The organism is Silvimonas iriomotensis, from assembly GCF_014645535.1.
GTDB classification, from domain to species: domain Bacteria; phylum Pseudomonadota; class Gammaproteobacteria; order Burkholderiales; family Chitinibacteraceae; genus Silvimonas; species Silvimonas iriomotensis.
This window is the reverse complement of the sequence record NZ_BMLX01000001.1, coordinates 297,724-309,369: the sequence shown is the minus strand read 5'-3', so window position 1 is coordinate 309,369 and position 11,646 is coordinate 297,724. Positions and strand designations below refer to the sequence as shown.

The following is an 11,646-nucleotide window of genomic DNA, read 5'->3' as shown; positions in this document are numbered from 1 at the left end:
GGCGGGGTTGCGAGGATGAGTCATCCTTCGTTCCGCCCGCCCAATCTGGCGCTGGCGACCATTGGTTTGTGTCTGGCCACCTTCATGCAGGTGCTGGACACCACCATTGCCAACGTCTCGCTGCCGACCATTGCCGGTAACCTGGGCGTGAGTTCTGACCAGAGCGCGTGGGTGATCACGTCGTTCGCGGTCAGCAACGCCATTGCGCTGCCGCTGACCGGTTTTCTGGTGCGTCGTTACGGCGAAACCCGGCTGTTTGTGCTGGCCACGCTGCTGTTCTCGCTGGCCTCCTTGCTGTGCGGTGTTGCGCAGAGCATGGGCATGCTGGTGGGTTTTCGCGCGCTGCAAGGCGCCGTGGCCGGCCCGATGTACCCGATCACCCAGTCGCTGCTGATCTCTATCTACCCTGCCAACAAACGGGGGCAAGCGCTTGCGCTATTGGCGATGATCACGGTGGTGGCGCCGATTGCCGGCCCGATTCTGGGCGGCTGGATCACTGACAATTACTCCTGGCCGTGGATTTTCTTTATCAACGTGCCGATCGGGGTATTTGCGTCGTGGGTCGTCGCCAACCAGATGAAGGGCCGTCCGGAAAAACTGGAAAAGCCCAAGATGGATTACGTTGGCCTGATCACGCTGGTGATCGGCGTGGGCGCGCTGCAGGTGCTGCTGGACAAGGGGAATGATCTGGACTGGTTCCAGTCGCCCTTCATTGTCACGCTGGGCATTATTGCGGCGGTGGCGCTGACCATTTTCCTGATCTGGGAGCTGACCGACAAAGATCCGATCGTGAACCTCAAACTGTTCCGCCACCGCAATTTTGCGGCCGGAACGGTGACGCTCACGCTGGGTTATGCCGGCTTCTTCGGCATGAGTCTGTTGCTGCCGCTGTGGCTGCAGACGCAGTTGCGCTATACCTCGGTCTGGGCTGGTCTGGCCACCGCGCCCATCGGCGTGCTGCCGGTGGTGCTGACGCCGTTTGTGGGCAAATACGCGCCCCGCTTTGATCTGCGGGTTCTGGCGTCGTTCTCGTTCATCATCCTGGCAAGCACCTCGTTCATGCGGGCGGCATTCACCATTGATGTGGACTTTGCCTCCGTGGCGCTGGTGCAATTGCTGATGGGTCTGGGCGTGGCGTTCTATTTCATGCCGGTGCTGTCGATCGTGTTGTCTGATCTGCACCCGCACGAGATCTCCGCCGGCTCGGGTCTGGCCACGTTCCTGCGTACGCTGGGCGGCAGCTTTGCGGCCTCGCTCACCACCTGGATCTGGCAGCATCGCGCCATTGAACACCATGCGCGGCTGACCGAGCATATTTCGGTCTACGACCCATCCACCCAGCAAGCCGTGGCCCAACTGGGGCATGGCAGCCTGGCGCGGGCCGCCACGGTGATCGACCAGTTGGTACAGCAACAAGCGCTGATGATGTCGACCATCGACTACTTCAACATGCTGGGCTGGTTGTTCCTGGCGCTGATTGTGGTGGTGTTCTTTGCCAAACCGCCGTTTGCCCCCAAGGGCGGTGGCGCCAGTGCCGCTGCGGCAGGCGGTCACTAAGCTTGTCTACCCACACAAAGGCCCCGCAAGGGGCCTTTGTTTTTTCTGCCGATACTGCGGAAACACCCAAGCCACCCGCCCCTGCCGCCTCGGGTAAAGTCAGTGTTATCAAGACATGCCCGATCAGGACGTCACCATGCTTATCCGCCCCGTTGTTGCCAGCGATGCCCAGGCCATCTGCGATATCTACAATCACTATGTGATCAACACCGCCATCAGCTTTGAACAAAACCCGGTGACGGCGACAGAAATGGTCAGGCGCATTGAAGACATTGGCGGTAAATATCCGTGGCTGGTGGCCGAGACTGAAGCCGGCATTGTCGGCTATGCCTATGCCACGGTCTGGCGCGGTCGCCCGGCGTACAAGCACACGGTGGAAAGCACCATCTATCTGCGTGCAGATACCCTGCGCGGCGGCATCGGCAGGCCGTTGTATACCGCCTTGCTTGAGGAACTGCGGGCGCGGCAGTTTCATGCGGTGGTCGGCTGCATTGCCCTGCCCAACCCGGCCAGCGTGGCGTTTCATGAGCGCTGCGGGTTCAAGAAGGTTGCGCACTTTTCAGAAGTGGGCCGCAAGTTCGAGCAATGGCTGGATGCCGGCTTCTGGGAAGTGCTGCTGCAGGACTAACCGCGCCACTTGCGCCAGGCCCACCAGCCGGCCGCGCTGGTCAGCCCCGCCACCACGGTCACAATGATCCAGAAACCGTGTGCATGCTGCGCCAGCGGAATGCCGCCCACGTTCATCCCCAGCAAACCGGCCACAATATTGAAGGGCAAGGCCAGCACGGTAACGATGGTCAACATGAACAGGCTGCGGTTGTCCTGTTCATTCATATGCGCGGCGATCTCTTCTTGCAGCAGCTTGATGCGCTCATGCAGCGCGGTCAGGTCTGACAGGACGGCGCTGAACTCTTCGGTGGATTCACGCAAGTCATCAATGTCTTCCTGTGCAATCCATTCTGGCGGCCGGTTCAATAGCCGGAACAAGGCTGCTGGTTCTGGCGCCAGCAAGCGCTGCAAGCGCACCAGCACCCGGCGCAAACTGCCCAGATTCACGCGGCGGCGTTCCAGCCGGTCTGCCAGCAAACGGTCCTCGATGCGGTCTACTTCCTCGGCCGAATCACGCACGATCTGCTCCAGCACGCCAGCCTGCAAGCTCAACAGCCTCACCAGCAACGCCACCGGCGAGCGCATCAGCGCGCCGGTGCGCACCGATTCACGCAGACGGTCGATGGTCCGCAAAGGCCGGCTGCGCGCGCTGATGACCATGCGGCAATCCAGACACAACCACAAAGTGGAGATCTCTGCCGCATCAAACGAGAAATCAAACTGCACGTCATTGAGCACCGCCTGCAGTGCCTCGCCTTCAAGCTCCACCCGGGATGAGCGCGACGAGGTATGCAGCGTATGCATGAACGATTCTGGCAAGGGCAGCGTGGCCAGCCAGCGTTCTGTTGTGGCCATGGCCAGATTGAAATGCAGCCAGACAAAACCGGGATGCGCGCCGGGCTGGGCCAGCCAGTCGCGCGCTTCTTCTGCAGAAATAGCCTTGGCACCCTCCGGCCCGAACCAGAAGCCGCACACCAGGCCACTTGAATCTGCTCCGTAACTCCCCAGCGCGTTCCGCTCCATCAGCCGTTTACCTGTCTTGATATGTTGTTGATCTGACCGGCTACGCTAACCTGCCTTTATGACGTCTTTGTTGCAATTTCTTTACCACCGACAAAGCATTGCCGTTGGCATGACGCAAGCACATAATTTCGCAGCATCCATAGCTACAAACACAACAAAACGGGCGCGCAAAGCGCTCAGGTGGACGGAGGATTCATGATCGAGCACATTCTGGCCTGGCACGGACTGGGCTGGCTGTTCTGGGCAATATGGTGGATGTTCATCGCCCGGGGCATCCATCAGGCGCAACCGTTGCAACCGCCGTTATCCCGGTTGCTGCAGGTTTTGCTGATTTTTTCCGGCTTTGTATTACTGAACCAGTACGACCCCAGCGAGAACGCCTGGGAGCAAATCCTGTCTTTGCTGATGCTGCTGGCGGGCCTGGCGGGCATGGTGCAATCGCGCCGCGTACTGGGCGCCGCGTTTACTGATCGCAGCGGCCAGCTTGATCCCGGCCCGCTGGCTACCTGTGGCATCTATCGGCGCGTGCGGCATCCACTGTGCAGTTTCTTTGTGCTGGCGTTTTGTGGCACCGCACTGGCGCACGGCTGGCCGGCTTTGTGGACAACCATTCCGGTACTGGCTGCGTTTGTCTGGAAAGCCCGCCAGGAAGAAAACACGCTGCAAGCGCGTTTTGGTACTCGCTGGACCGATTACAGCAATCACACGGCGCGCATGTTGCCCGGCATCTGGTAAACCGGGCGCGCGTCTTTTCGCCCTCTTGCGCCTCAGGAGTACCGCATGACCAGTCGTCGCACTTTCCTCTTCAGAATCCTGCCTGCCACCGCAGCGGCATTGGCGCTGGCCCGGCCCGTGCTGGCGGCCGATCCGGAACTGGCCGAGTCTGACCCCGATGCCATCAAGCTGGCCTACGCCGCTGATGCCAGCAAGGTCGACAAAGCCAGAAACCCGACCTGGGCGGCCGGCCAGCGCTGCGACACCTGTGAGCTTTTCAACGCGCCGGATGGCGGCGAGCTGGGCGCCTGTAGCCTGATCAAGGGTAAGCTTGTGCGCGCTGGCGGCTGGTGCAATCAGTACGTGATGTAAGCGACGCCAGCCATGAAAAAAAAAAGCAGCCCTCAGGCTGCTTTTTTCTTTGCGGGCCGGTCAGACCGGGATCACAACTTGTACTGCGCGGTTTCGCGTTCCATATCCTGCGCCAGGCGGCCCAGGTTGCGCGCAGCCTCGCTGGTATTGCCGGCAATGGCGCTGTTCTCATCCGTCATTTGCGCAATGCGCTCCACCTGCTGGGCAATGTTGGAGCTGGCCTGCGACTGCTCGCGCAGTGCGCCGGAGATATCGTGCACCATTTCCACGGTGCGACCGGCGTGCTCGCCAATCTGCTCGATCACCGACCGCGCCTGCCCCGCCTGCTCTACCCCGGAATGCACCAGCTGGACCGCCTCGTTCATGCCGGTCACGGTACGCTGGGCGCTTTCACCTACCGCGCTGATGATCTGGCTGATTTCTGCGGTCGATTGCGCGGTGCGCTCGGCCAGCTTGCGTACTTCATCGGCCACCACTGCAAAACCGCGACCGGTTTCACCGGCACGGGCAGCTTCAATTGCGGCGTTCAGGGCCAACAGGTTGGTTTGTTCGGCCACATCACGAATCACCCGCACCACAGACGAAATCTGCTGCGTCTGCTGCTCCAGCTGGGTCAGGCGGTCTGCCGCCACGCCCACACCTTCGGCAATGCGGTTGATCTCGTCAGCGGTGCGCCCGATGATGTCGCGGCCCTGCGTTACCAGCTTGCCGGATTCGGACGACAGGCTTTGCGCTTCCATGGCGCGATCAGACACGTGGTTGATACTCACGGTCATTTCTTCGATCGACGCCGCCATGCTGGCGGTGGCTTCGCTTTGCGATGCCGCAGCTTTGGCCACTTGCTCGCTGGCGTCAGACAACTGGCTGGCCGAACTGGCGACGCTGTTGGTGGCGCTGCGCAACTGGGTCAGGCTGCCTTGCACTTTGTCCTGCAGCTTGTTGAAGGCGCGGATGGTCACCCCGACTTCATCCCGGCCGCTGCCTTCCACACGCGTACGGAAATCCAGACGGCTTTCAACGGCTTCAATGCCATTGCGCATGGCGCCAAGCGGGCCGGTAATGGAACGGTAAATCAGCACCGACAACACAATCGCGGCCAGCAGCACGACCACGCTCAGGCCAATGAGCATATACATGGCGGAATGGAATGTTGCTTCCGCTTTGGCACTGGCCCGATCTCCCAACTGGCTGTTGTATTTGACGTGCGCGCCAAATGCATCGGTCACTTTAAGCTGATCGGCATAAGAGGACATCATCAACGCAATACCCTGCGCTTCATTGCCGGCTTTGGAGAGTGAAACCATATTGTTCTGGAGGGTTTCATAATTGTTATACGCAGCAATATCTGCATCAAGCAGGGTTTTATCCTGATCATCCGAGATCAGTTTGCGATATTGCTCAAGGCTGTCGCGCACCTGTTTGGACTGATCATTGATTTTCTGTTCCAGCTTGGCTTTGTCGTCGGGCTTGTTCACCACCAGATGGCGGAACACGGTCACCCGCATGCGCTGGAAGTTCTCTGATGCATCCCGCAGCGTGTTGATGCTGGGGACAATATCTTCATTGAGTTCCAGCACCCGGTCGTTCATGCGATCCAGTTGCCAGACCCCCGCCGCCAGAATGAACACCAGGCCGGCGACAAACAAACCAATCAATACAAGTAAACGTTTTCCGATAGACATGGCACAAGCGACCCTGTGGGTTGGATAACAGCAAGGGCAATACTGACCCCGACCCGATATTCAAACATCATAAAGGGGCTTTGGTCAGCCAGCATTGTGCGATCGGATTGTTCTTGTATTGTCTTTAAAGACCCTATTTGCCTCATTGGCAAGGGCTTACAGCCCAATAGCGACCGCTCAATAATCCGACGAACGGTAAATGAAGCACAAAAGAAAAAAGGCACATGAAAGCTTTAAAACTTTCTGTGCCTTTTTTTCAATTCCCATTCTTTCAATAACGGAAATAACTTGCGATTATTTAGTTCTGATCATCAATTATCGCAATATCAATTCTTGAACATGTCGATTACTTTTTGCCGATCTGCATTGTCATCAGCATTGGGCGAACTGGCATCTTCGGCATCAGGCTGGGCACTGTCGCCCAGATCAATCCCCGCCACAAAGCCGTTACCTGGCGTCATGTTGTCGTAGTACAGCTCGCCTTCAATATTGACCACGCCATCGGGCATGGGAATCTGGTATTGCGGTACGCCCTGCAAGGCCTTGCCCATGAACGACACCCACAACGGCAACGCCAGTTGCGCGCCAAATTCGCGGCTACCCAGCGTTTTGGGCTGGTCGTAGCCCAGCCAGGTGACGGCTACCAGATTGCGCTGGTAGCCGGCAAACCAGCCATCCATGGCGTCGTTGGTGGTACCGGTTTTACCCGCCAGGTCAGTACGGCCCAGCGCGTTACTGCCCGCACCGGTACCGCGCTGCGCCACCGTCTGCAGCATGCTGTTGATGATGTAGGCATTGCGCGGATCAATCACCCGCGGCGCATCCTTGCCCGCCACAATCGGCTTGAAGCGCGACATCAAGCTGCCGCGGGCATCGTGCACTTCTGCAATCAGCCACGGATTGACGCGATAACCGCCGTTGGCGAACACCGCATAGCCATTCACCAGCTGGATCGGCGTGACGGCGCCGGCGCCCAGCGCCATCGGCAGATACGCCGGGTTCTTGGCTGCATCAAACCCGAAGCGCGTGATGTATTGCTGGGCGTAGGCGGTGCCAATGAAATTGAGCGTGCGCACCGCCACCAGGTTTTTGGACTTCTGCAAACCGCGGCGCACGGTGATCGGGCCTTCGGGCTCGTCATCATCTTTGGGCGACCAGGGCTGCTGGTCTGGCGTGGCCGGCGGCAAGGTAAACGCAGCGTCGTTCACCAGCGTGGCCGGGCCGACGCCCTTCTCGATCGCCGCAGAATAAATGAACGGCTTGAAGGTGGAACCCGGCTGGCGCCACGCTTGCGTCACGTGGTTGAACTTGCTGCCGTCGGCCTCAAAACCGCCCACCAGGGCTTTGATCGCCCCGTTATCCGGGCTGATCGCGACAAGCGCCCCCTCCACCTGCGGCAACTGGGTAATCTGCCAGTTGTCCTTGGCATCTTTGCTGATGCGGATGATCGAACCCGGACGGATGCCGTTTTTGGCGTTGGGCTTGAGCGCGTTGGCGGCAAACTTCAGGCCGTCGCCCGTCACCGTCACGGCTTCACCGCTGGAGGGCACGGCCGTGACCGATTTGGCGCTGGCGGCGGTCACCACGGCGGCGATCAGATCATCGTTATCCGGATGCTGGTTCAGGGCGTCGTCAATCGCGTCCTGCAAGGTGTCCTGATCAACCGGCAACTCCATGCTGCCTTCAGGACCGCGATAGCCATGGCGACGATCGTAATCCATCACACCTGCGCGCACGGCCTTGTAGGCGGCAGTCTGGTCGACCGAATTGACCGTGGTGTAAACGGTGAAGCCCTTGGTGTAGGCGTCTTCCTTGTACTGGCCATATAGCGACTGCCGCACCATTTCAGCGATGTATTCACCGTGCACGGCGAACTGGCCGCTGGAGGCCTCGACCACATGCAGCGGCGCTTTGACGGCGTCGTCGTACTGTTCCTGGGTGATGTACTTCAGTTCAAGCATGCGCTTGAGGATGTATTCCTGGCGGATCTTGGCGCGCTTGTAGTTCACCACCGGGTTATAGGCCGACGGAGCCTTGGGCAGACCGGCCAGCATGGCCGCTTCCGGCAAGGTGATGTCCTTGAGGTCCTTGCCAAAGTACACGCGCTCGGCGCTGGCAAAGCCATATGCACGCTGCCCCAGGAAAATCTGGTTCATGTACAACTCAAGAATCTGGTCTTTGGTCAGTGCAGCTTCAATCTTGTAGGCCAGCAACATCTCGTAGATCTTGCGCGAGTACGTCTTGTCACGGGTCAGGAAGAAGTTGCGGGCAACCTGCATGGTGATGGTACTGGCGCCCTGGGTGGCGCCGCCATGCATCAAGTCGGCCACACCGGCCCGGGCGATACCGACAAAGTCGACGCCACCGTGTTCGTAAAAGCGGTAGTCCTCAATAGCGAGCACCGCTTTTTTCATGACATCGGGGATATCCTGGAATTTGACGAGGCTACGGCGTTCTTCGCCAAACTCGCCAATCAGCACCTTGTCTTCGGTGTAGACGCGCAACGGCACCTTGGGCTGGAAATTGGTCAGGGCGTCCAGATCGGGCAGCTTGGGCCCCATCAGGAGCACCACATAGGCCACGCCCAGCGCAATCAGGACGGCAATCGCGGCAACAATGCCGACGAGAAACAGCAGGATGCTGCCGCGCGCGTGGTGCGGGCTTTTCTTGTTCTGAGCGGGATTCATGAGGCGATCCGGTCAAACCTGTGAGCGACAAAGGCTCAGATGATACCGGTGTCAGGTCCTTGTTGTAATGTCAGCCTTCATTGCGCCCTGCGGCAAAAGCCCCCGCAGGCGGGATCATCCCGCTGCCAGCGCCCTAGTGGCGCAAGCCTGGCGTGTGCTCCAGGCTCAGCCAGAGCCCGGTTTCATCTTCTTGTGGAAACGGCCGTTCGACATCCGGCAGCATCTTTCTGCCCGGCGTAACCCATTCGCGCTGGGCGTACAGGCCGGACATATTCCCCAGCACCGACGCGGCCACCAACAGGTTCAATGACTGGAGTGATTTAGACGGGGTACGCATGATGCCCTCCTTGCCGGCGCATGACGAGGCCAGCTGACAACATCATCGCGCAGGCAACCCCTGCCGCACGATCAGCCCGCACCGGTTACAGTTGTCAGCCTGAGCCGGACATACTCATTTGTCATTTCCGTATGACCGAAGGCACGCACCGCCATAAACAGCCATGACAGGTGCGGCTACCCCCCAAAAAAAACGGGCGCTCGAAGCGCCCGTATCAAGGGTTGATCAAAAAAACCGGTCTGGCCTCAGGCCGTGAGCCTGGCCGCCACATCCCGCAAGGCGGTCCGCAGGCCCTCTTCCACCACCGGGTGGTAGAACGGCATATCCAGCATTTGCGGCACGGTCAGTTGTTGTTGCACCGCCCAGGCCAGCAAGTGGGCAATGTTCTCGGCGCGCGGGCCGATCCATTCTGCCCCCAGGAAACGGCCGGTCTGCTTGTCGGCATAGACATGCATCAGGCCCTTGTTGCGCAGCATGACGCGGCTGCGGCCCTGATCTTCAAAACTGACTTCACCCGTGGCAAAACTGCCGGGCGCCAGATCAGCAAAACGCTGGCCCACCATGGCGATCTGCGGGTCAGAGAACACTACCGCAATGGTGGCGCGGCGCAGGCCTGGTTTCACTTCTGGCCAGGTGGCGGCGTTAGTGCCCGCGGTTTTGCCTTCGTCGGTGGCTTCATGCAGCAAGGGCAAGAAATTGTTGGCATCACCGGCAATAAAGATGGGCGAGTTGCCGCATTGCGTGGTGTCCGCATTGAACAGCGGCACGCCACGAGCATCCAGCGCCAGGCCGGTGTTTTCCAGCCCCAGACCGCGCACATTGGGCGTACGGCCGGTGGCGGCGAGTACGTATTCAAACTGTTCGGTAATCAGATCCCCGTTCGGGTCACGGAAGCTGATCACGGCGTGATCACCCTCGCGCGCCATCTGTTCAATCTGCGCATCCGGGTTAAAGGCAAACTCACTCTGGAATACGCTTTTGGCGTAGTCACGCACTTGCGGATCAGTGAGCGGGCCCACGCCGCCGCGCACGCCAAACAGACGCACTTTCACCCCGAGGCGCGACAAGGCCTGACCCAGTTCCAGACCGATCACACCCGGGCCGAATACGGCGACGCTTTGCGGCAGGGTATCCCAGTTGAATACGTCGTCATTGATGATCAGGCGATCACCAAACACCTTGAACGCATCCGGCACCGCCGGGCTGGAGCCGCTGGCAATCACCACACGGCTGGCCTGAACCAGCGTTTGCTCGCCGCCATCAAACCCCACCTGCAGCGTGGTGTTATCAACAAAGCGCGCAAAGCCGGCCAGCTTGTGCTCAGCCGGAATGCCATCCACGCTCTTGACCACAAAGCCGACAAAACGGTCGCGTTCGCGTTTGACGCGGTCCATCACTTCACGGCCATCAATGCGGATTTCGCCATCAATATGCACCCCGAACGGCGCAGTGTGGCGCGCTTCGTGAGCGGCTTCAGCGGCGGCGATCAGCAGTTTGGAAGGCATGCAGCCAACGCGGGCGCAGGTGGTGCCGTACGGGCCGCCTTCAATCAGCAAGGCGCGTTTGCCACCGGCAATGGCGGCGCGGTACGCGGCTAGGCCAGCGGTGCCGGCACCAATGATGGCAACATCGGTAGTGATGATCTTGTTCTGATTGGTCATGTCGGGCCCCTTGTTTTGATTGGTCAATAACGCAGTGCGATTTTTCAGCGCGCAGGCCACACCGCACGGCGCAATGTCATGCGCTGTGGTCTGCAAACTGGGGAGGGAAAAACGGGCGGTGCGATGACCGCCCGTTCAGACAGAGACTTACCGGTGCAACTTAAGCCGCGACAAACTTTGCCACTTCTTCAGAACCGCCAATCAGCTTGCCGTTCACGAAGACTTGCGGGGCAGTCATGGTGCCGGACACCGCGCCCAGAACCTTGCCGCGCACCTTGTTGTCCAGCGGCACTTCCACGAACTCGTAACCGGCGGCGGTCAGTTGTTCCTTGGCCTTGGCGCAGAAAGCGCAACCCACCTTGGAGAACACTACAACCTGATCAGGCTTTTTGGCTGTCGGGGCGATGTGGTTGAGCATGGTGTCAGCGTCGGACACTTCAAACGGATCGCCTTCTTTTTCCGGCTCGATGAACATCTTTTGCACCACGCCGTCTTTCACCAGCATGGAGTAGCGCCAGCTGCGCTTGCCAAAACCCAGGTTGGCCTTGTCGACCAGCTGGCCCATGCCTTCGGTGAATTCACCGTTGCCGTCCGGCACCATCACAATGTTCTGGGCTTCCTGATCCTTGGCCCATTCGTTCATGACGAAGGTATCGTTCACGGACACGCACAGGATGCTGTCCACGCCTTGCTCACGGAAAGCCGGCGCCAGTTCGTTGTAACGCGGCAGGTGGGTAGAAGAACACGTCGGGGTGAACGCGCCCGGCAGCGAGAACAGCACCACGGTCTTGCCCTTGAAAAGATCGTCGGTGGTCACGTTTTTCCATTCGTTGTTTTCACGAACACGGAAAGTGACATTGGGTACGCGTTGGCCTTCACGAGATTGCATAGTGATTACTCCTTGCTGGTCGGTTGTGTTGTTTGATGCGATGGACGAAGTATGCCGACGCCCGTTCGATTGATCCAATTTATTGTTACAAATAAATCGATAGAAAATATCGATC

At 59.3% G+C, this 11,646-nt stretch carries 10 protein-coding genes; 4 read left to right on the top strand and 6 right to left on the bottom strand.

All coding sequences use genetic code 11. The annotated features are described in order from the left end of the window. Positions 1-15 precede the first annotated feature (15 nt). Positions 16-1,557 carry a DHA2 family efflux MFS transporter permease subunit gene (locus IEX57_RS01365; protein ID WP_188701561.1) on the top strand — a complete coding sequence of 514 codons (1,542 nt, stop codon included), beginning with the start codon at positions 16-18 and terminating at the stop codon, positions 1,555-1,557. Positions 1,558-1,693: 136 nt separating this feature from the next. Beyond that, positions 1,694-2,185: an arsinothricin resistance N-acetyltransferase ArsN1 family B gene (locus tag IEX57_RS01360; protein ID WP_188701559.1), complete on the top strand. Its 492-nt coding sequence runs from the start codon at positions 1,694-1,696 to the stop codon at positions 2,183-2,185. Here IEX57_RS01360 and IEX57_RS01355 read toward each other — a convergent pair. After that, positions 2,182-3,189 (bottom strand): transporter, encoded by a 1,008-nt coding sequence (locus tag IEX57_RS01355; protein WP_188701557.1) that lies wholly within the window; start codon positions 3,187-3,189, stop codon positions 2,182-2,184. The two genes, IEX57_RS01360 and IEX57_RS01355, sit on opposite strands and share 4 nt — an antisense overlap. Positions 3,190-3,384: 195 nt before the next feature. On the opposite strand from IEX57_RS01355, the gene IEX57_RS01350 reads away from it, so the two are divergent. Together IEX57_RS01350 and IEX57_RS01345 are read left to right on the top strand one after the other, a co-directional pair. Next, positions 3,385-3,924, top strand: coding sequence for a methyltransferase family protein (locus tag IEX57_RS01350; RefSeq protein ID WP_188701555.1), 540 nt, complete (start codon positions 3,385-3,387; stop codon positions 3,922-3,924). A 45-nt stretch (positions 3,925-3,969) separates the two neighbouring features. Next, positions 3,970-4,275, top strand: coding sequence for a high-potential iron-sulfur protein (locus IEX57_RS01345; protein WP_188701553.1), 306 nt, complete (start codon positions 3,970-3,972; stop codon positions 4,273-4,275). 71 nt (positions 4,276-4,346) lie between these two features. On the opposite strand, the gene IEX57_RS01340 is transcribed toward IEX57_RS01345, so the two are convergent. The 5 genes from IEX57_RS01340 to IEX57_RS01320 form a co-directional block, all read right to left on the bottom strand. After that, complete coding sequence (locus IEX57_RS01340; RefSeq protein ID WP_188701550.1) at positions 4,347-5,957, bottom strand: methyl-accepting chemotaxis protein; 1,611 nt, start codon at positions 5,955-5,957, stop codon at positions 4,347-4,349. A 326-nt stretch (positions 5,958-6,283) separates the two neighbouring features. Beyond that, a complete protein-coding gene (locus IEX57_RS01335; RefSeq protein WP_188701548.1) occupies positions 6,284-8,644 on the bottom strand; it encodes a penicillin-binding protein 1A in 2,361 nt (786 codons plus the stop codon). 133 nt (positions 8,645-8,777) lie between these two features. Continuing rightward, positions 8,778-8,981, bottom strand: coding sequence for a hypothetical protein (locus IEX57_RS01330; protein ID WP_188701546.1), 204 nt, complete (start codon positions 8,979-8,981; stop codon positions 8,778-8,780). 245 nt (positions 8,982-9,226) lie between these two features. Next, complete coding sequence (locus tag IEX57_RS01325; protein ID WP_188701544.1) at positions 9,227-10,642, bottom strand: dihydrolipoyl dehydrogenase; 1,416 nt, start codon at positions 10,640-10,642, stop codon at positions 9,227-9,229. Positions 10,643-10,802: 160 nt separating this feature from the next. After that, positions 10,803-11,531 carry a glutathione peroxidase gene (locus tag IEX57_RS01320; protein WP_188701542.1) on the bottom strand — a complete coding sequence of 243 codons (729 nt, stop codon included), beginning with the start codon at positions 11,529-11,531 and terminating at the stop codon, positions 10,803-10,805. Positions 11,532-11,646: the final 115 nt, after the last annotated feature.

Coding starts and splice junctions, on each gene's coding strand:
- IEX57_RS01355 (WP_188701557.1), bottom strand. CDS start 3,189: ATGGAGCGGAACGCGCTGGGGAGTTACGGAGCAGATTCAAGTGGCCTG.
- IEX57_RS01340 (WP_188701550.1), bottom strand. CDS start 5,957: ATGTCTATCGGAAAACGTTTACTTGTATTGATTGGTTTGTTTGTCGCC.
- IEX57_RS01335 (WP_188701548.1), bottom strand. CDS start 8,644: ATGAATCCCGCTCAGAACAAGAAAAGCCCGCACCACGCGCGCGGCAGC.
- IEX57_RS01360 (WP_188701559.1), top strand. CDS start 1,694: ATGCTTATCCGCCCCGTTGTTGCCAGCGATGCCCAGGCCATCTGCGAT.
- IEX57_RS01345 (WP_188701553.1), top strand. CDS start 3,970: ATGACCAGTCGTCGCACTTTCCTCTTCAGAATCCTGCCTGCCACCGCA.
- IEX57_RS01350 (WP_188701555.1), top strand. CDS start 3,385: ATGATCGAGCACATTCTGGCCTGGCACGGACTGGGCTGGCTGTTCTGG.
- IEX57_RS01365 (WP_188701561.1), top strand. CDS start 16: ATGAGTCATCCTTCGTTCCGCCCGCCCAATCTGGCGCTGGCGACCATT.
- IEX57_RS01325 (WP_188701544.1), bottom strand. CDS start 10,642: ATGACCAATCAGAACAAGATCATCACTACCGATGTTGCCATCATTGGT.
- IEX57_RS01330 (WP_188701546.1), bottom strand. CDS start 8,981: ATGCGTACCCCGTCTAAATCACTCCAGTCATTGAACCTGTTGGTGGCC.
- IEX57_RS01320 (WP_188701542.1), bottom strand. CDS start 11,531: ATGCAATCTCGTGAAGGCCAACGCGTACCCAATGTCACTTTCCGTGTT.